The sequence below is a fragment of the Limnohabitans sp. genome (assembly GCF_044361645.1).
Taxonomy (GTDB): Bacteria; Pseudomonadota; Gammaproteobacteria; order Burkholderiales; family Burkholderiaceae_C; genus Limnohabitans_A.
Map to the genome: position 1 here is coordinate 1 of NZ_JBIKIL010000077.1, position 17,743 is coordinate 17,743.

Annotated in this window: 18 protein-coding genes; 11 read left to right on the forward strand and 7 right to left on the reverse strand. The window is 61.9% G+C overall.

Annotated elements, in window-relative coordinates:
- Positions 1–509: PaaI family thioesterase (locus tag ACIQ39_RS12565; RefSeq protein WP_396434947.1), on the reverse strand; the 509-nt coding region annotated here is incomplete at its 3' end.
- A gap of 25 nt (positions 510–534) precedes the next feature.
- Positions 535–1,341, reverse strand: a complete 807-nt coding sequence (locus tag ACIQ39_RS12570; protein WP_396434948.1) for an SDR family NAD(P)-dependent oxidoreductase — start codon at positions 1,339–1,341, stop codon at positions 535–537.
- Positions 1,342–1,476: 135 nt separating this feature from the next.
- Between ACIQ39_RS12570 and ACIQ39_RS12575 the strand changes: the two genes are divergently transcribed.
- The 5 genes from ACIQ39_RS12575 to ACIQ39_RS12595 all read left to right on the forward strand — a co-directional run bounded on the left by ACIQ39_RS12575 (position 1,477) and on the right by ACIQ39_RS12595 (position 4,779).
- The gene (locus tag ACIQ39_RS12575; RefSeq protein ID WP_396434949.1) at positions 1,477–1,728 is read left to right on the forward strand and encodes a hypothetical protein; all 252 of its coding nucleotides are present in this window, start codon (positions 1,477–1,479) and stop codon (positions 1,726–1,728) included.
- A gap of 9 nt (positions 1,729–1,737) precedes the next feature.
- A complete protein-coding gene (locus ACIQ39_RS12580) occupies positions 1,738–2,619 on the forward strand; it encodes a PA4780 family RIO1-like protein kinase (protein WP_396434950.1) in 882 nt (293 codons plus the stop codon).
- A 21-nt stretch (positions 2,620–2,640) separates the two neighbouring features.
- On the forward strand, positions 2,641–3,405 hold the full coding sequence (locus ACIQ39_RS12585) for a tRNA-uridine aminocarboxypropyltransferase (protein WP_396434951.1): 765 nt from the start codon (positions 2,641–2,643) through the stop codon (positions 3,403–3,405).
- Between the two features lie 89 nt (positions 3,406–3,494).
- Positions 3,495–3,872 (forward strand): VOC family protein, encoded by a 378-nt coding sequence (locus ACIQ39_RS12590; protein WP_396434952.1) that lies wholly within the window; start codon positions 3,495–3,497, stop codon positions 3,870–3,872.
- 28 nt (positions 3,873–3,900) lie between these two features.
- On the forward strand, positions 3,901–4,779 hold the full coding sequence (locus ACIQ39_RS12595; protein ID WP_396434953.1) for a pirin family protein: 879 nt from the start codon (positions 3,901–3,903) through the stop codon (positions 4,777–4,779).
- A 5-nt stretch (positions 4,780–4,784) separates the two neighbouring features.
- Here the strand turns inward: ACIQ39_RS12595 and ACIQ39_RS12600 are convergent, their stop codons facing one another.
- The 3 genes from ACIQ39_RS12600 to ACIQ39_RS12610 form a co-directional block, all read right to left on the reverse strand.
- The gene (locus ACIQ39_RS12600) at positions 4,785–5,423 is read right to left on the reverse strand and encodes a 2-dehydro-3-deoxy-6-phosphogalactonate aldolase (protein WP_396434954.1); all 639 of its coding nucleotides are present in this window, start codon (positions 5,421–5,423) and stop codon (positions 4,785–4,787) included.
- A 229-nt stretch (positions 5,424–5,652) separates the two neighbouring features.
- Entirely contained in the window at positions 5,653–6,561 is a 909-nt protein-coding gene (locus ACIQ39_RS12605; protein ID WP_396434955.1) for a 2-dehydro-3-deoxygalactonokinase, read from the reverse strand.
- Positions 6,558–7,553, reverse strand: coding sequence for a sugar kinase (locus ACIQ39_RS12610; RefSeq protein WP_396434956.1), 996 nt, complete (start codon positions 7,551–7,553; stop codon positions 6,558–6,560). The genes ACIQ39_RS12605 and ACIQ39_RS12610 overlap by 4 nt, the downstream gene beginning before the upstream one ends.
- An 81-nt stretch (positions 7,554–7,634) precedes the next feature.
- On the opposite strand from ACIQ39_RS12610, the gene ACIQ39_RS12615 reads away from it, so the two are divergent.
- The gene (locus ACIQ39_RS12615; RefSeq protein WP_396434957.1) at positions 7,635–8,915 is read left to right on the forward strand and encodes an alanine racemase; all 1,281 of its coding nucleotides are present in this window, start codon (positions 7,635–7,637) and stop codon (positions 8,913–8,915) included.
- A gap of 67 nt (positions 8,916–8,982) precedes the next feature.
- Here the strand turns inward: ACIQ39_RS12615 and denD are convergent, their stop codons facing one another.
- A complete protein-coding gene (gene denD, locus ACIQ39_RS12620) occupies positions 8,983–9,987 on the reverse strand; it encodes a D-erythronate dehydrogenase (protein WP_396434958.1) in 1,005 nt (334 codons plus the stop codon).
- A gap of 181 nt (positions 9,988–10,168) precedes the next feature.
- On the reverse strand, positions 10,169–11,929 hold the full coding sequence (locus ACIQ39_RS12625; protein WP_396434959.1) for an IlvD/Edd family dehydratase: 1,761 nt from the start codon (positions 11,927–11,929) through the stop codon (positions 10,169–10,171).
- A 202-nt stretch (positions 11,930–12,131) separates the two neighbouring features.
- Between ACIQ39_RS12625 and ACIQ39_RS12630 the strand changes: the two genes are divergently transcribed.
- The 5 genes from ACIQ39_RS12630 (at position 12,132) to ACIQ39_RS12650 (ending at position 17,100) form a co-directional block, all read left to right on the forward strand.
- On the forward strand, positions 12,132–12,911 hold the full coding sequence (locus tag ACIQ39_RS12630; protein ID WP_396434960.1) for a FadR/GntR family transcriptional regulator: 780 nt from the start codon (positions 12,132–12,134) through the stop codon (positions 12,909–12,911).
- The gene (locus tag ACIQ39_RS12635) at positions 12,908–13,477 is read left to right on the forward strand and encodes a TRAP transporter small permease (protein WP_396434961.1); all 570 of its coding nucleotides are present in this window, start codon (positions 12,908–12,910) and stop codon (positions 13,475–13,477) included. The genes ACIQ39_RS12630 and ACIQ39_RS12635 overlap by 4 nt, the downstream gene beginning before the upstream one ends.
- Positions 13,474–14,772, forward strand: coding sequence for a TRAP transporter large permease (locus tag ACIQ39_RS12640; RefSeq protein ID WP_396434962.1), 1,299 nt, complete (start codon positions 13,474–13,476; stop codon positions 14,770–14,772). The genes ACIQ39_RS12635 and ACIQ39_RS12640 overlap by 4 nt, the downstream gene beginning before the upstream one ends.
- Before the next feature lie 39 nt (positions 14,773–14,811).
- The gene (locus ACIQ39_RS12645) at positions 14,812–15,819 is read left to right on the forward strand and encodes a TRAP transporter substrate-binding protein (protein ID WP_396434963.1); all 1,008 of its coding nucleotides are present in this window, start codon (positions 14,812–14,814) and stop codon (positions 15,817–15,819) included.
- A gap of 87 nt (positions 15,820–15,906) precedes the next feature.
- Complete coding sequence (locus tag ACIQ39_RS12650; protein WP_396434964.1) at positions 15,907–17,100, forward strand: mandelate racemase/muconate lactonizing enzyme family protein; 1,194 nt, start codon at positions 15,907–15,909, stop codon at positions 17,098–17,100.
- Positions 17,101–17,743 lie beyond the last annotated feature (643 nt).

The following is a 17,743-nucleotide window of genomic DNA, read 5'->3' on the forward strand; positions in this document are numbered from 1 at the left end:
TAAAGCGTGCCGTCTGGCCCGATCAAGCGCGCCTCGGCGGTGGCCAGCTGGCGGCCGCAGTGCAGCACTTTGGCCATGGCCCGCACGCGCTGCACTTTGGGCGTGATGGCTTTGACCAGTTTCACGTTCAAGTCGGCCGTGGTGTAGCCCCGGCCTGGCGGCATCAGGGTGTGCACCGCGCAGCCCAGGGCCGAGTCGAGCAAGCTGGCAAACCAGCCGCCGTGCACGGTGCCCAGTGGGTTCAGGTGCTGCAAGCTGGGCGTGCCCTGAAAGGTGGCCGTGCCCGGGCCAACTTCGATCAGCATGAAGTTCAGCGTTTTGGCCATGTGCGCATAAGGCAGTTCGCCATTCAGCAGGCCTTGCATGACTTGCAGGCCGGTCATGCCGGCCACTTGGTCGGGCCTGGCGACACCGGGGCCGACCCCGGCCTCCAGGCGCGCGTGCACGCAGAGCTCCTGGGCTAGCCAGGTCTCCAGATCGTGATGGTCGGTCTCGGTCGAGGTCTTCATCAATGCCATTTTTCGCAAGATTTTTTCAAACGGGCACGGTGTAGTTGAGCGCCATGCGCCCGCCATCCACGGTGACGATCTCGCCCGTGATGTAGCTGGCCGCATCGCTGGCCAAAAAGGCCACCACCTTGGCCACTTCATCGGGTTCGCCCAAGCGCTTCATGGGGGTGCGCATCATGATTTTCTGCTCGGCCGCTTCGCTGGTCAGCACCGCTTGCCGGGCCAATTCGGTGGCAATGGTGCCGGGGGCCACCGCATTCACGCGGATGCCAAAGTCGGCCAGTGCCAAAGCCATGGCGCGGGTGAGCTGGTTGATGCCGCCTTTGCTCACGTTGTAGCTGGCGATGTTCGGAATGGCCAGCACCGCGTTGACCGAGCTCATGTTGACAATCGCGCCGCCCCCGGTGCTTTTCATGGCGCGGGCTGCGGCCTGGCCCATCAAAAAAGAGCCCTTGATGTTGACATTGATGACCGCATCGAAGTCTTCTTCGGTCACGTCCAGAAAGTCGGCCGCCTTGAAAATGCCCGCGTTGTTGACCAGCACGTCCACGCGGCCAAAGGCCTGCAGCACATGGTCGACCAGGGCGTGCACATCGGCTTTGCGTGAGACGTCGCAGGCCACAAAGCCAGCACTGTGGCCTTGGCTGCGCAACTCGGCGGCCACGGCAGCGCCGCGTTCGCTGTTCACGTCGGACAAGACCACATGGGCCGCTTCGGCGGCAAAGCGGCGGGCGCAGGCCTCGCCGATGCCGTTGGCCGCACCGGTGACGATGACCACGCGGCCTTGCAAGCCAAATGACAGGGTGTTGGTCACTGAGGGAGGTGAAGTCATGGTCCGGTCTCCGGTGGGTTTTGAACGCTTGAACGATGCTGCCACAGCGACCCCCATCAGCCTGTCGCCAGAAGGCAGGCCGGTACAGCGACAATGGCAGCATCGCCCGATTCCGCATTGTCTAAGAATTTAACCATGACCACGACCGCCCCTGCCCCTGCAAACCCGAACACAACGGCCTTGTGCGAACCCTGCGCTGGCATTCAGCGCCACTGGCGTAAAGCCCCTGGCCACGCCGAACTGGTGCAAGGCACCCACCAGCGCGAAGACCGGGGCAACGGCCAGGCCAGCTTCACCCGCTACCGCTGCGACCGCTGCGGCGCGGCCTGGGAATACGAAAACAACAAGGCCAAGCAGCACGCCGGTTGGGCCTTGCTTGAGCACTGAAGCCGTGGCATGAAAGCACCCCCCCGACTGCAAAATTTGCTTGAAGAGGGCCTGATCGACACCGTGGTGCGTCAGCTCATGAGTGGCAAAGAGGCCATGGTCTTTGTGGTGCGCTGCGGCGACGAGACCCGCTGCGCCAAGATCTACAAAGAGGCCACCCACCGCAGCTTTAGGCAGGCGGTGGATTACACCGAAAACCGCAAGGTCAAAAACTCGCGCTCGGCCCGCGCCATGGCCAAGGGCAGCAAGTTTGGCCGCCAGGAACAAGAAGCCGCCTGGCAAAGCGCTGAGGTGGATGCGCTCTACCGCCTGGCCGCTGCTGGCGTGCGCGTGCCCCGGCCCTTCAACTTTTTTGACGGCGTGCTGCTCATGGAGCTGGTCACCGACGCGCAGGGCGACGCCGCGCCGCGCCTGAACGATGTGGCCTTCACCCCCGCGCAAGCATTGCAACACCACGCCACCTTGATCGGCGAAGTGGTGCGCATGCTGTGCGCGGGCGTGGTGCATGGCGACTTGTCGGAGTTCAATATTTTGTTGGCGCACATCCCCGGCGAGGGCGACTTGCCCGGGGTGGACGAGCCGGTCATCATCGACTTGCCGCAGGCTGTGGACGCAGCAGGCAACAACCACGCCCAGCGCATGCTGCTGCGCGATGTGGGCAATCTGCGCGATTTTTTTGGGCAATTTGCGCCCGCGCTGCTCAAGTCCGACTTCGGCCCCGAAATCTGGAGCCTGTACCAAGCCGGCTTGCTGAGCAACGAGACCGCGCTCACCGGCCTTTTTGAGCGCTCGACGGCCGATGTGGACATGGCAGCCGTGCTGCGCGAGATCGACGATGCGCGGGACGAAGAAGCGGCGCGGCGATTGCGCATGGCCACGCCTGCGGTCTGAGCGCTTATTTTTGAAATGCCCATGAGCCTGGCCTTGCCAGTTCAAGCCTGTGCGCCCCATGCCGTCTCGCGCCTGCGCACCGAGCGCCTGGCGCGCAGCGCCAAGCCTTTCATGGCCCGTGGCGGCATCAAGGGCGAGCGCTGCCCGGGCTGCCGCTTGGTGCCCAGCCACTGCATCTGCGCACTGCGCCCTGAGGTGGCCACGCCAGTGGGCATGTGTTTGCTCATGGCCGACATCGAACCCCTCAAGCCCAGCAACACCGGCTGGTTGATCGCCGATGTGGTGCCAGACACCTTTGCCTTTGGCTGGGCCCGCACCGAGGTGGACCCGGCCTTGCTGGCGCTGCTGGCCGATCCGCAGTGGCAGCCGTGTGTGGTGTTTCCGGGCGAATTTGTGGCGCCCGAGCGGGTGGTGCATGCGCAGCCCAGCCTGTCAAACAACTGGCCCACTGGCCAGCGCCCGCTGTTCATTTTGCTCGACGCCACCTGGCCCGAAGCGCGCAAGATGTTCCGCAAAAGCCCTTACCTGAACCACTTGCCGGTGCTCAGCCTGAAGCCCGAGCAGGTCTCGCGTTACCAGTTGCGCCGATCCAGGCGAGGTGATCACTTGTGCACCAGCGAGGTGGCCTCGCTGTGTCTGGAATTGGCGGGCCAAGCGCATGCGGCCGACACCCTGCAGGCCTATCTGGACGTCTACACCCACCACTACCTGCAGGCCAAACACCAGCTGCCGCCCGATCTGCAAGGGCCAGCGCACGCACGCTGGCAGGCGTTGAAGGGGTCTTGAAAAAGTCTTGACGCGGCCAGGCCGTCCGGTATCCGCTACGATGAGGGCTCAACAATTTTGCCCGGCAACGGGTCTATGAGGAGAGCGCAATGTTCAGTCATGTGATGCTGGGTGTGAATGACCTGGAAGTTTCCAAAAAGTTTTACGATGCTGTGTTGGGCAGCTTGGGCTATGGCCCGGGCGTGGCCAACAACAAGCGCTATTTCTACCGCAGCCCCACGGGCACTTTTGCCATCACCACGCCCATCAACGGCGAGCCCGCGAGCCACGGCAACGGCAGCACGATTGGTTTCGCGGTCAAATCTGCGGAGCAGGGTGATGCCTTCCACGCCGCCGGTGTGGCCAACGGCGGCACCACCTGCGAAGACCCACCTGGCTTTCGCGAAACCCCCATGGGCAAGCTTTATTTGGCCTACCTGCGCGACCCGGACGGCAACAAAATCTGTGCCTTGCACCGCCCAGCTTGATCGTTTGGTTTTTTGAAAAGGAGCGGATGTGCCCCATGTCGCCAACCCACACGCTGTGAGCCTCTCACGCACCGTCGAGCGCTTGGTCACTGGCCAGGCCACCTCGGACGGTGCGGGCGTCAAGCTCAGCCGCATCCTCACGCAAGACCTGCAGCACCGGCTTGACCCGTTTTTGATGCTGGACGCTTTTGGCAGTGACAAGCCCGACGACTACATCGCCGGGTTTCCGGACCACCCGCACCGGGGCTTTGAAACCGTGACCTACATGATTGCCGGGCGCATGCTGCACCGCGACAGCGCGGGCAACGAAGGCCTGCTGCAAAACGGCGGCGTGCAATGGATGACCGCAGGCCAGGGCGTGATCCATTCCGAAATCCCGCAGCAAGCCGATGGGGTGATGGAGGGCTTTCAACTCTGGCTGAACCTGCACAGCAGCGAGAAGATGAACGCGCCGTGGTACCGCGATTTTCAAAACGCGCAACTGCCGCAGTTTCAGACGCCCGAAGGCGTGGCCGTCACGGTGATCGCAGGCAGCAGCCACGGCGTGCAGGGCGCGGTGAGCCGCGAGATCACGCAGCCTGTCTATCTGGATGTGCACATGCCGCTGGGTGCACGTTTTGAGCAAACATTGCCTGCAGGCCACAACGCCTTTGTCTATGTGTACCGGGGTGAGGTGCGCATAGGGGGCCGCGCGGTGCCGCTGCAACGCATGGCGATTTTGGCCAACACGGCGCAGGCCGATGGTGTGGTGATCGAGGCCAGTGCAGACGCCCAAGTCATCTTGGTGGCGGGTCAGCCTTTGAGAGAGCCCATCGTGCAATACGGCCCCTTTGTGATGAACACCAAAGAAGAAATCGTCCAAGCCTTGGCGGATTTCAGGGAAGGGCGCTTGGGCGAGCGGGCTTGATGCCTTCAGCCCCTGAAAGCGTTGACAAAGTTTTGCGCGGTCAAATGCACTTGCTCGGCACTGCGCCCCGGCGCGTACAAGGCCGAACCCAGGCCAAAGCCTGTGGCCCCGGCCGCCAGGTAAGCGGCCATGTTGTCGGGCGTGATGCCGCCCACCGGCATCAAGGCGGCTGTGGTCGGCAGCACGGCCCGCAGCGCTTTGACTGTGGCGGGCGAGAGCATCTCGGCCGGGAACAGTTTCAGGCCGTGCGCACCTGCATCGAGGGCGGCAAAAGCTTCGCTGGGGGTGGCCACGCCGGGCAACACCACCATGCCCAAGGCCAGTGCTTGCGCCACAACGGCCGGGTTGAAATTGGGCGAGACGATCAGGCGGCCTCCGGCGGCGTGCACCTCCTTGACCTGTTGCACCCTGAGCACCGTGCCTGCGCCGATCAAGGTGCTGGGCAAAAGCCGGGTGAGCGTGGCAATGCTGTGCAAGGGCTCGGGCGAGTTGAGAGGCACCTCGATGATGGCAAAGCCGCTGCTGACCAGCGCTTGGCCGATGGCCGGTGCTTCAGCGGGCGTGAGGCCGCGCAAGATGGCGATCAAGGGCAATTGGGCCATGGCCTGCGCCAGGATCGAGGCGGGGTTTGAGGGCTGTGTCATGGTTGGATCTTGGTGAATGTTTCAAGGCGTGTGCCACGCCCATCGCCCACGGCGTGGGCCCCCAGGAGCCATCGCGCTGTGTTGCCGCTCCTGGCTCGAAGCTGGGTAGGAGCGGTCTTTGACCGCGAAAGTGCCCCAGCAAACCCATCGCGGCCGCAAGCCGCTCCAAAAGAAGTTGGGCGGATTTGCTGCAGCAGTGGCGTCCACGCCGCGATCGCGCACTGGCTTGTCAGCATGACGATGCCAGGGCGAAGTGGCCTGCCCAAGTGGCTTCGGCCCCCAGACTTTGGCAGGGGATGCGCAGGTGTTGCAAGGCCAAGGTGTAGCGCAGCGTCAGGGCTTGGCTGCCGATCACCATGACAGGGCCTGCGCTGTGCTGGGTATGGGCATGGGTCTGAGCACGCAGCTCTTCACCGATCAGCAGGCCCGATAAATAACTGGGCAATTGGGCCGCGCTCAGGCGTTCAAACAAGCCCAGCGTGCGCACCGCAAACAGGTGGTGCAACACACTGCCCGCTTGCTGGCTTCGCGCAATGCCTTGCAAAAAAACGCTGTCGTCAAAAGCACTGCCGAGGTCCAGTGTCTTGCCCAAAATCGAGTGCTGGCTCAGCAGGGCAAACACCTCGCCGGTCATGAAGGTCTGGAAACGGGTGACGCGCCCGCCTTGCACCTGCACCCATTTGCTGTGTGTGCCGGGCAGCACCAAAAGGGCGCTGTCGCGGCCAGTCAGTTGCAGGGCACCAAAAATTTGCACTTCTTCGCCGCGCATCACGTCGGGGGTGTGCAGGGTGTCTGTGCCCCAACAGCTCAGGCCCGGCACCAAGGCGATGCGCCCGGGCTGCAGCCACAGCAGGTGCTGGCCCAGTTCGGCAAAGCCTGCGGGGCAGGGGCAGTAGGGCGCTTCTTGCCAGCCTTGGCGGCTGCCTGCCATGCCCGAGATCAGACACAGGGCGTCGGGGCTTTGCAGCCAGTCGCCAAACAGTTCGTGGAACACCGCTTCAAACTGACCGGGCGGCACGCTGAGGATGCCACGCGCCAATTCACGCGCTTCAAGCACCTGCCCGCTGGTGCCCAGCCGCGCGCCGCGCAGCGAGGAGGTGCCCCAGTCGATGGCGATCAAGGGTCTGCGCAGGTTCATGGGGGCGAACTTTCTGCATTCATGGGGGCTTGCAAGGCCATGGTCGCCTGCAGCAGGCTGAGCACTTCTTGGGGCCGAGGCAGCGGGGCCACTGCGCCAAAGCCCTGCACCGACAAGGCCGCCGCAGCGTTGGCATAAGCGGTGGCGGCCCAGAGGTCGTCACCTGCAGACAAACGCGCCAGCAAGTTGCCTGCAAAACAATCGCCCGCGCCCGTGGCATCCACCGCCGTGACCCCATGCCCGGGCAAGCGGCGCTGGTGCTGGCCGTCGCTGGCCAGTGCGCCGTCGGCGCCGAGTTTGAGCACCACCTGCGCCGCCCCTTGGGCGTGGCCCCAGGCGATGATGTCGCGCGCTTGTGTCAGGCCCGTGAGCGCGGTCATGTCTTCCAGGCTGGGCAAAAACAAATCGCACAGGCCCACGGCCTGCCGGATGCAGGCCTGTGCCCGGGCCAGTGGCCACAGCGACAAACGCAAATTGGAGTCCAGCGCGACACGGGTGCCGCTGCTGCGTGCATGCTGCATGGCCGCGAACGCTGTGTCGCAGGCCGAGGCGGAAATGGCCAACGAGATGCCCGACAGGTGCAACCACTGGCTTTGCGCCAGCGTGTCGCCCCAATGCGCCAGGTCTTGCGGCTGCATGCGGCTGGCAGCCGAGCCAGCGCGTGCGTAGCTGAAGTGGTGGCCCTGCGGATCGTGGCTGACAAAGTACATGCCGGTGGGCGCTTGGGCGTCGCGCAACACGGTGGCGGTGTGAACGTGCTCGCGCTGCCACAGGTCCATCAAGCGCTCGCCCCAACGGTCTGTGCCCAGCCGGCTCAGGTAAGCCACCCGCGCACCGGCCCGGGCAGCGGCGATGGCGGCGTTGCTGGTGTCGCCGCCAAAGCCTTGCAGGTAAAGCGCAGCCTCATCGGGCTGTTGGTCTTTGGTCTGGTTGAACTCGACCATGGCTTCGCCCAAGGCGACGACGTCGAAGTTTTTGTGGGTGAGCGTCATGCGAAATCAATCGGTCAAGGGGCTGCGCACGGTGGGAGAATCATCGCAAAACGGGTTACGACACGAATGGAGCATCGAGACATGGCACACGATTTTGTATTGAATGCGGACTGCAAAGGATTTCCCTTGTCGGCCGAGCCCTGCGCGGTGTCGCAGCTGGGCGCACGCAGCTGGAACCTGCTGGATGATGCATTGGCTTACCCGGTGGCCGTGCTGCGCCGCACGGCGCTCACGCACAACCTGGCCTGGATGCAGGACTTTGTGCAGCGCAAAGGCGTGGCCCTGGCACCGCACGGCAAGACCACCATGTCGCCCGAGCTGTTTCGCATGCAGCTGCAGGCGGGCGCTTGGGGCCTGACCTTTGCCAACGTGCACCAACTGCGCGTGGGTTTGGCCGCCGGAGCCGAGCGCGCCATCATCGCCAACCAGCTTGTGTCGGATGCCGACTTGGATGGGTTGGACTTGTTGTTGCGCCAATTCCCCAAAGCCCGCGTTTGGTTTTTGGTGGACTCGCTGGCGCAGTTGCAGGCCCTGGTGGATTGGGGCATACGGCGAGGAAATGCCCGCTGCTGGGACGTGCTGCTGGAACTGGGCATTGCCGCTTACCGTACCGGCTGCCGCACGCACGATCAGGCCTTGGCTTTGGCGCAGGCCATCGCGGCCTCGCCGGTTGTCAGTTTGGGCGGCGTGGAGTGTTACGAGGGTGGGCTGGGCCGCTGCGACAGCGCCCACGACATCGAAGCCGTGAGTGCCTTGGTGCGCAGTGTGCACACCTTGGTGCAATCGATCGATGCGCAAAACCTCTGGGGCAACGACCAGGTGCTGCTCTCGGCTGGCGGATCGGCGGTATTTGATTTGGTCATCCCCATGCTCAAGCTGCAGGTGAAAAGCCGACCGGTGCAAGGCGTGTTGCGCTCGGGCTGCTACGTCACGCATGACCACTGGAACTATGCCCGCTACCTCAAGCTGGTGGAGGCGCGTGAGGGCTTGAGCGCTTCGCTGCTGCCGGCCTTGGAGGTCTGGGCCCAGGTGCAGTCGGTGCCCGAGGCGGGGCTGGCCATCTTGACGGCGGGGCGACGCGATGTGTCGTTTGACCAGTGCATGCCCATGCCGGTGCGCTGGGCGGCACGAGGCCAAAGCGGTCAGCATGCGGTGCAAAGCACACCCGAGTCTTGGCAAGTCAAGGCGCTGAGTGACCAGCACGCGCACATGGTGTTTGACGCTGAAGGCCTTTGGCCAAAGGTGGGCGACCGCGTGGCCCTGGGCATTTCTCACCCCTGCACCACCTTTGACAAATGGCGCTGGATGGCCATCATCGAAGACGATGGCCGCATCAGCGGGGCGATCAGCACGCATTTTTAGACATTGCACCCTTGGTGCATCGAAAAAGGCGGCCACGCCACAGCCTCGCGGCGGCCTTTTTGCAAGCTCACTTCAAACCATTCAGCGCCTCGGCCGGGTAGCCGGGGCGGGTTTTGCAGTCCTCGATGTACTGCTCGATGATGGCCTCGTAGCTGGTGTCGGCGCGCAAGCCCAGCGCGTGTGCGCGCTCGAAGGTGCAGCCCTTGGCCCAGTTGTCCACGATGCCGGCGATGCGCTCGTCTTTGACAAAACTCACACGGGCACGCACGGCAGCCCCGGCGACCTTTTCCAGTGCCGCCAGCATGTCGCTGACCTTCACATTCAGTCCCGGCAGGTTCAGGGCCATGCGGCCACCGATGGCTTCGCGGCTGGCCTCGAACACCGTGATCAGGCCGTGCACCGTGGTGCCGGGTGAGGAGATGGGGTGGGTGACCGTGTCGTCCACCGGGCAGGTGGTGGGCGTGCCTGCCAGGGGCTCGCGAATGATGCCGCTGAAAAACGACGAGGCGGCACCGTTGGGCTTGCCGGGGCGCACGGCCACCGTCATCAGGCGCGCGGCGCGCCCATCGATGTAACCCTTGCGGGTGTAGTCGGCCACCATGTGCTCGATGATGAGCTTGTGCGTGCCGTAGGACGTTTGGGGCGAGGGCAAAGTGGTATCGGCCACCAGCGCGGGCATGGGGTTGGCCGCGTCGGGCCCGAACACCGCGACCGAGCTGGCAAACACCAAGCGTGAAACTTTGCCCGAAGCTCGGATGCTGTCGAGCAACAAACGGCTGCTGTCCACGTTGGAGCGCAGGCCCAGGTCAAAGTCGAGTTCGCACTCGCCCGAGACGGCCGAGGCCAAATGGAACACGCCATCAAACCCGCTTTTGAACAAATCGCTTTGTTCCAGCATGGGGCCTGCATGGCCCTTGACGCGTGGATCGGCCAGCAGGTCGGCGGGCGCGGGGAACATGTCGGCAATGACCAACTCGGTCACGGTCTGGCCATTGAGTTGGCCACGCTTCAAAATCTCGCGGGCCAGGCGTGCGCCCAAAAATCCGGCACCGCCGGTGATCAAAATACGCATGTTCATGTCCTTGGTTTATTCAGAGTGGTGTGCATTTTTTGGTGCAGCCCACCCCGTTGGCGATGCAGGTGATGGCGTGTCATGCCCGTTTGCCCAAGGAGTGGGGTCTGCGGGCATGTTTTTCGCGGTCGCAGACCGCTCCTACAAAAAAGCGGTCTGCGGTGAAAAGAAAAACGGCCCATCAGTGGTTGTCTTTGGGCACGGCCGAGCCGCGTTGGCCGACCAAAAAGTCCATGTCCGCGCCCTCGTCGGCTTGCAGCACATGGTCGATGTAGAGCTTCCAGTAGCCCGAGTTCATGGCCGGTGCAGGCTTTTCCCACAGCGCCAAGCGGCGTGCCAGCTCTTCGTCGCTGATGAGCAACTGCAGTTTGCGCTCGGGCACATTGAGCTCGATCATGTCGCCGTTTTGCACCACCGCCAGCGGGCCCCCCGCAGCGGCTTCGGGCGTGGTGTGCAGCACCACGGTGCCATACGCCGTGCCGCTCATGCGGGCGTCCGAGATGCGCACCATGTCGGTGATGCCTTTGCGCAGCACTTTGGGCGGCAAGGGCATGTTGCCCACCTCGGCCATGCCGGGGTAGCCCTTGGGACCACAGTTCTTTAAAACCAAGATGCAGTTTTCATCCACATCCAGGCTTTCGTCGTCGATGCGTTTGTGGAAGTCGTGGCTGTCTTCAAAGACCACCGCACGCCCGGTGTGCACCATGAGCGCGGGGGTGGCGGCGCTGGGCTTGATGACCGCGCCACGCGGGGCCAGGTTGCCGCGCAAGATGGCGATGCCGGCCTTTTCTTTGAAAGGGGCTGCGAATGTTTTGATGACGCGCGGGTCATAGTTGACGGCGCTGGCGATGTTTTCGCTCACGGTCTTGCCGCTCACCGTGACGATGTCTTTGTGCAGCAGGTGCTCGATCTCTTTCATCACCACAGGCAGGCCACCGGCGTAGCAAAAGTCTTCCATCAGGTGTTCACCAGACGGCTGCAAATTGAGCAGACACGGCAGCTCGCTGCCCAGGCGCTCGAAGTCGTCCACGGTGAGCTTGAGGCCCAAGCGTCCGGCAATCGCAATCAGGTGGATCACCGCATTGGTCGAGCCGCCAATGGCCGCCAGCGTGCGGATGGCGTTTTCAAAGGCTTCGCGGGTCAGCACCTGGCTGATGGTTTGGTCGGTGTGCACCATCTCGACAATGCGCCGGCCGGCGTCGCGGGCCAGCACATTGCGGCGGCCGTCCACCGCCGGGTAGGCCGCGTTGCCGGGCAGGCCAATGCCCAGGGCCTCGACCATGCTGGCCATGGTGCTGGCGGTGCCCATGGTCATGCAGTGGCCGTGGCTGCGGTGCATGCAGCTTTCGGCCTCAAAGAAGTCGGCCAGTTTCAGCGTGCCCGCGCGCACTTGCTCGCTCATGCTCCACACGCCGGTGCCCGAGCCGAGTTCTTGGCCGCGCCATTTGCCGTTCAGCATGGGGCCGCCTGACACGCCAATCGTGGGCAGGCCCACGCTGGACGCGCCCATCAACAAACTGGGGGTGGTTTTGTCGCAGCCCATGAGCAGCACCACGCCGTCGATGGGGTTGCCACGGATGCTCTCTTCCACGTCCATGCTGGCCAGGTTGCGGTACAGCATGGCGGTGGGGCGCAAGAGCGTTTCACCCAGCGACATCACCGGAAACTCGAGCGGAAAGCCCCCGGCCTCGTACACGCCGATCTTGACCTGCTCGGCCAGGGTGCGAAAGTGCGAGTTGCAGGGCGTCAGTTCGCTGAAGGTGTTGCAGATGCCAATGACGGGGCGGCCGTCAAATTGGTCGTGCGGCACGCCCTTGCCCTTGACCCAACTGCGGTAAGCAAAGCCATCGCGGTCTTGGCGGCCAAACCATTGCTGGCTGCGCAGGTCTTCAGGTTTCTTGCGGGGAGGGCTGCCGTTTTTGTCGCCGGGCGGGTTGCTCATGGTGGGTCTTTCTGCAAGTGGTGAGTCGGAAAAACAGATGGTGAAAATCCTATCGTATGATGATAGAAAAACAAGCGGCCTTTGTAATGCGAGCGACATGCGGGCAAACCCTTGACGCGAAGAAGACGCAAGCTAGGGTTTACCAGAGTCCGTCACAGGCCTCCAATCATCATATGATAGGCGGCTCCAAAGCAATACCTCGATGACAAAAAATTTCCATAAAACCAGCCTAGATCTATTGGGTCAGGCTATTTTGGCCGGTCGCTATGCCGTGGGCACCAGCTTGCCGCCCGAGCCGATTTTGTGTGAAGAGCTGGGCGTCAGTCGCACGGTGGTGCGCGAGGCCATCAAATCTCTGGTGGCCAAAGGTTTGCTCTCCACAGGCCCCAAGGTGGGCACACGTGTGCTGCCCGATGCGCACTGGAATTGGTTTGACCCGGATGTGGTGGCTTGGCAAGCCCGCTGCGGCTTGACGCCCGAATTTTTAAAAGACCTGCAAGAGCTGCGCCGCGTGGTCGAGCCAGCGGCCGTACGTTTGGCCGCTGAGCGCGCCACGCCCGAAGACATTGCTTACATTGAAGCCGCTTTCGCGGGCATGAAACTGGCGGTGCATGAGGGGGGTGATTACGTCACGCACGACCTGCGTTTTCACGAAGGCATGCTGCAAGCCTCGCACAACCGCATGTTGGTGCAGATGAGCAAGGCCCTGAATGCCTTGCTGCGCACCAGCTTTGAAATTTCAACCCGCATCCAGGACGGCTCTAAAAATTCATTGCCTTTGCACCGTGCGGTCTTGGATGCCGTGATCGCCCACAACCCGGCCAAGGCCGAGCGAGCGGCCCTGGTCTTGATCGAGGGGGCTCGCCAAGACATTGAGCAGGTTTTGGCCTCGCGCCGCAAGTTGCCGGTGGTGTCCGGCGAGGCCACGCGCATCAAATCCAAGACACGGGCCCAAAAGCCAAACCCCCAGGCTTTGGCATGAACGGGCCCATCAGCATGCAAAAAACCATCAACGTCTTTTTCAAATTGCTGGAGTTTCTGGTGGTGGCCTGCATGGTCGCCATGGTGTTCATGGTGTTTGGCAATGTGCTGTTGCGCTACGGTTTCAACTCTGGCATTTCGATCTCGGACGAAATGTCGCGCTACTGTTTCATCTGGTTGACCTACATCGGGGCCATGGTGGCCATGCGTGACAAGACCCACTTGGGCGTGGACACCTTGGTGCGGCGCTTGTCCCTGAGGGGCAAAAAATGGTGTTTGTTTTTGAGTGAATCCTTGATGCTGCTGTGCAATGCCTTGTTCTTTTTGGGCACTTGGAAAATGCACGATTTGCAGGTGACCAGTTATTCGGTGGTGGTGGGCATCTCCATGATCTGGGTTTACGGTATTGGTTACGTCACGGCTGCCGTCATGGGCATCATGAACGTACACAAATTGGTGCTGTTGCTGACGGGGCGTTTGGCGGAATCTGAACTGGTCAACGTGGTGGACTCTGAAGACAAGGCGGTGATGGCCGAAATCGAGCCAGATGTGCGGGGCCGCGCATGACCGTCGCTGTGTTTGTGTTCAGTTTGTTGGGTGCCATGGCCCTGGGCGTGCCGGTGGCGTATTCGCTGTTGATTTGCGGTTTGTGTTTGATGGCCTACATGGCCAGCAACGGCATGATCCACACGTTCGACAGCCAGATTTTGGCGCAACGCTTTGTGGACGGTGCGGACAATTTCCCCCTGCTGGCCGTGCCTTTTTTCTTGTTGGCCGGTGAGTTCATGAACGCGGGCGGTCTGAGTCGCCGCATTGTGAACTTGGCCATGGCTTGGGTCGGGCACTTCCGTGGTGGTTTGGGCTATGTGGCGGTGATGGCGGCGGTCGTCATGGCCTCTTTGTCGGGTTCGGCGGTGGCTGACACGGCGGCCTTGGCCGCCCTGTTGATCCCGATGATGAAGCGGGCCGGTTACAACGTGGGCCGCTCGGCGGGCCTGATCGCCTCGGGCGGCATCATTGCCCCGGTGATTCCGCCGTCGATCGGCATGATCATTTTTGGTGTGGCGGCCAACGTGTCGATCACCAAACTGTTTTTGGCTGGCATCGTGCCAGGCATTTTGATGGGCGTGGCCATTGGCATGACTTGGTGGTGGGTGGCCAGGCGCGAAAACGTGCAGCCTGCGCCCCGCATGCCTTTGGCCGAAAAAATCAAGGCCAGCCGAGAAGGTGTGTTGGCCTTGGGCTTGCCGGTCTTCATCATCGGCGGCATGAAGTTTGGCGTGTTCACGCCCACCGAAGCGGCGGTGGTGGCGGCGGTGTACAGCTTTGTGGTTGGGGCCTTCGTGTACCGCGAATTGCAGTGGTCCAAGTTGTATGGCCTGATATTGGCCGCCGGCAAGACCACCTCGGTCATCATGTTTTTGGTGGCAGCTGCCATGGTCAGCGCTTGGTTGATCACGGTGGCCAACATCCCGGCCGAGGTGGCCCGCATGATGGAGCCACTCATGCACAACAAGACCTTGCTGATGGTCGTGCTCATGCTCTTGGTGGTGGTGGTAGGCACTGCGCTGGACTTCACGCCCACGGTGCTCATCCTCACGCCGGTGCTGATGCCTTTGGTGCTCAAGGCGGGCATTGACCCGGTGTATTTTGGGGTCTTGTTCATCATGAACAACGCCATCGGCTTGATCACGCCACCCGTGGGCACGGTGCTCAATGTGGTGTGCGGCGTGGCCAAAATCAGCATGGACACCGCTTTCAAAGGCGTCATGCCATTCTTTTTGGCGCAACTGGGCGTGTTGGCGCTGTTGATTGCTTTTCCGGCCATTGTGATGGTGCCTATGCAGTGGATGTTGAGTTGATTTCGTAACCCTGTGTGTTTTTTTTAAATGGAGAAAGTCATGTTCAAACGCAGAAATTTGGTGGCCCTGATCGCGGGCACATTCATGCTGGCTTCTGGCGCCATGGCGCAATTTGCCGAGCGCAACATCAAGTTCACCAACGGTGTGAACGAAGACCACCCGGTGGGTGTGGGTGTCAAGAAAATGCAGGAAGTGCTGGCCGCCAAGACCGGCGGCAAGATGAAGATCACCGCCTTCTGGGGCGGTGCAGCAGGTGGCGACTTGCCTGCCACCCAAGCCTTGCGCGCAGGCACCCAAGAGATGGTGTGCACCTCCAGCTCGCCGCTGGTGGGCATCATCAAAGAGCTGGGGGTGTTTGACCTGCCCTTCTTGTTTGCCAACGAGAAAGAGGCTGACGCTGTGCTCGACGGCCCAGCAGGCAAATATTTCAATGCCAAACTCGAAGCCGTGGGCTTGGTGAATTTGGCTTACTGGGAAAACGGTTTTCGCAACCTGACCAACAGCAAGCGCCCCGTGACCAAGCTGGAAGACTTTGACGGCGTCAAAGTGCGCGTGATGCAAAACAACATCTTCTTGGACACCTTCAAGACCTTGGGCACCAATGCCGTGCCCATGGCCTTTGGTGAGGTGTTCACCGCCTTGGAGACCAAGACCATTGACGGCCAAGAAAACCCCTTTGTGACAATTGAAACGTCCAAGTTCAATGAGGTGCAAAAGTACCTGAGCGTGACGCGCCACGCCTACACCCCCTTCTTGGTTTTGTACAGCAAGAAACTGTGGGACCAGCTCAACCCCCAAGAGCAAGCGGTGTTGCGTGAAGCCGCCATGGAAGGGCAAAAAGTGCAACGTGCGGCCAACCGCAGCTTGAACGAAAAGTCTTTGGCCAGCTTGAAGACCAAAGGCATGCAAGTCAACGAGGTCAGCGCGGCTGAGCAAAACCGCATCCGTGCCAAAGTCGCTTCGGTGTACGACAAGCACAAAGACTCGATCGGTGCTGACGCCATCAAGGTGGTGCAAGACGAGTTGAAAAAGGCACGCGGCGGTTGATCCTTCGCGCACGCCTTTGTTGCTGAACCTCCAAGCTCCACAGCCAAGCACTGTGGGGCTTTTTTAACGACTGAAAAGGCTGCTGCCATGAAAATCACGCAACTCGAAACCATCCGCTTGGGCGAGTTTCCCAACATCATCTGGGTGCGCCTGCACACCGACGAAGGCCTGGTGGGCTTGGGCGAAACCTTCATGGGCGCGCAAGCGGTCGAGGCCTATATGCACGAATGGGTCGCGCCCAAACTGGTGGGGCAAGACCCGCTGGCCATCGAGTCGCGCTTGCGCGACATCACCGGCTATTTGGGCTGGCGCGGCTCCGGGGTGGAGACACGTGGCAACTCGGCAGTCGACATCGCGCTGTGGGACATCTTTGGCAAAGCCGCTGGCATGCCGGTCTACACCGCGTTGGGCGGCAAGAGCCGCGATGAAATCCGCGTCTACAACACCTGCGCGGGTTACCAGTACATCCGCAGCAACGTTAACCAGAACAGCAGCAATTGGGGCCTGGGCCAAGGTGCCGGGCCGTACGAAGACCTGCAAGGCTTTTTGCACCGCGCCGACGAGGTGGCCGAGTCGCTGCTTTCTGAAGGCATCACCGGCATGAAAATTTGGCCCTTTGACGTGGCCGCAGAAAAGTCGCATGGCCAGTACATCAGCCCGCAAGACCTGAACACAGCCTTGGAGCCATTTCGAAAAATCAGGCAAGCGGTGGGCGACAAGATGGACATCATGGTCGAGTTTCACAGCCTGTGGCGCCTGCCCATGGCGCAAAAAATCTCACGTGCCCTGCAAGAGTTCGACACCTTTTGGCACGAAGACGCGATCCGCATGGACAGCCTCGATTTGCTCAAACAGTATGCGGTGGACTGCAAAGCCCTGATTTGCGCGAGCGAGACGCTCAGCTACAAATGGGGCTTCAAGGACTATCTGCAAACCGGCGTGGGTGGCGTGGCCATGCTCGATTTGAGTTGGTGCGGGGGCCTGACCGAAGCACGCAAAATCGCTGCCATGGCCGACGCCTGGCAACTGCCCGTGGCCCCGCACGACTGCACCGGCCCGGTGGTGTGGGCGGCCTCCACGCATTTGTCACTGCATGCGCCCAATGCCTTGATTCAGGAGAGCGTGCGCGCTTTTTACAGTGGCTGGTACAAGGAGCTGGTGACCGAGCTGCCGCAGGTCAAGAACGGCATGATCAGCCTGAACGACAAGCCGGGCTTGGGCCTGGAGTTGCTGCCCGATTTGCACCAACGGGCTGATGCGGTGGTGCGGGTAAGCCGATAAATTTCAGGGCGTGGTGTTTTGCGGACAGCCATCGCGGTCAGAGACCGCTCCTACAAAAGCGTGCAACTGGGTCCAGAAGGGTGGCTTGTCGTGTAGGAGCGGTCTCCGACCGCGATGCCGAACCTCTCGTGTAGGAGCGGTCTCCGACCGCGATGCCGGGTCCAGAAGGGTGACTTGTCATGTAGGAGCGGTCTCTGACCGCGATACTGAACTTCTCGTGTAGGAGCGGTCTCCGACCGCGATGCTGAATTTGTCGTGTAGGAGCGTTCTCCGACCGCGATGCTGAACTTGTCGTGTAGGAGCGGTCTCCGACCGCGATGCTGAACGTGCTGCCCGATTTGCACCAACGGGCTGATGCGGTGGTGCGGGTGAGCCGATAAATTTCAGGGCGTGGTGTTTTGCGGGCAGCCATCGCGGTCAGAGACCGCTCCCACAAAAGCGTGCACCTGGGTCCAGAAGGGTGGCTTGTCGTGCAGGAGCGGTCTCCGACCGCGATGCTGAATTTGTCGTGTAGGAGCGTTCTCTGACCGCGATGCTGAACGTGCTGCCCGATTTGCACCAACGGGCTGATGCGGTGGTGCGGCTGAGCCGATAAATTTCAGGGCGTGGTGTTTTGCGGGCAGCCATCGCGGTCAGAGACCGC

What these genes read in the sequence shown, in the direction of transcription:
- ACIQ39_RS12570 (WP_396434948.1), bottom strand. Translation starts at nt 1,341, where the DNA reads ATGACTTCACCTCCCTCAGTGACCAACACCCTGTCATTTGGCTTGCAA.
- ACIQ39_RS12575 (WP_396434949.1), top strand. Translation starts at nt 1,477, where the DNA reads ATGACCACGACCGCCCCTGCCCCTGCAAACCCGAACACAACGGCCTTG.
- ACIQ39_RS12580 (WP_396434950.1), top strand. Translation starts at nt 1,738, where the DNA reads ATGAAAGCACCCCCCCGACTGCAAAATTTGCTTGAAGAGGGCCTGATC.
- ACIQ39_RS12585 (WP_396434951.1), top strand. Translation starts at nt 2,641, where the DNA reads ATGAGCCTGGCCTTGCCAGTTCAAGCCTGTGCGCCCCATGCCGTCTCG.
- ACIQ39_RS12590 (WP_396434952.1), top strand. Translation starts at nt 3,495, where the DNA reads ATGTTCAGTCATGTGATGCTGGGTGTGAATGACCTGGAAGTTTCCAAA.
- ACIQ39_RS12600 (WP_396434954.1), bottom strand. Translation starts at nt 5,423, where the DNA reads ATGACACAGCCCTCAAACCCCGCCTCGATCCTGGCGCAGGCCATGGCC.
- ACIQ39_RS12605 (WP_396434955.1), bottom strand. Translation starts at nt 6,561, where the DNA reads ATGAACCTGCGCAGACCCTTGATCGCCATCGACTGGGGCACCTCCTCG.
- ACIQ39_RS12610 (WP_396434956.1), bottom strand. Translation starts at nt 7,553, where the DNA reads ATGACGCTCACCCACAAAAACTTCGACGTCGTCGCCTTGGGCGAAGCC.
- ACIQ39_RS12615 (WP_396434957.1), top strand. Translation starts at nt 7,635, where the DNA reads ATGGCACACGATTTTGTATTGAATGCGGACTGCAAAGGATTTCCCTTG.
- denD (WP_396434958.1), bottom strand. Translation starts at nt 9,987, where the DNA reads ATGCGTATTTTGATCACCGGCGGTGCCGGATTTTTGGGCGCACGCCTG.
- ACIQ39_RS12625 (WP_396434959.1), bottom strand. Translation starts at nt 11,929, where the DNA reads ATGAGCAACCCGCCCGGCGACAAAAACGGCAGCCCTCCCCGCAAGAAA.
- ACIQ39_RS12630 (WP_396434960.1), top strand. Translation starts at nt 12,132, where the DNA reads ATGACAAAAAATTTCCATAAAACCAGCCTAGATCTATTGGGTCAGGCT.
- ACIQ39_RS12635 (WP_396434961.1), top strand. Translation starts at nt 12,908, where the DNA reads ATGAACGGGCCCATCAGCATGCAAAAAACCATCAACGTCTTTTTCAAA.
- ACIQ39_RS12640 (WP_396434962.1), top strand. Translation starts at nt 13,474, where the DNA reads ATGACCGTCGCTGTGTTTGTGTTCAGTTTGTTGGGTGCCATGGCCCTG.
- ACIQ39_RS12645 (WP_396434963.1), top strand. Translation starts at nt 14,812, where the DNA reads ATGTTCAAACGCAGAAATTTGGTGGCCCTGATCGCGGGCACATTCATG.
- ACIQ39_RS12650 (WP_396434964.1), top strand. Translation starts at nt 15,907, where the DNA reads ATGAAAATCACGCAACTCGAAACCATCCGCTTGGGCGAGTTTCCCAAC.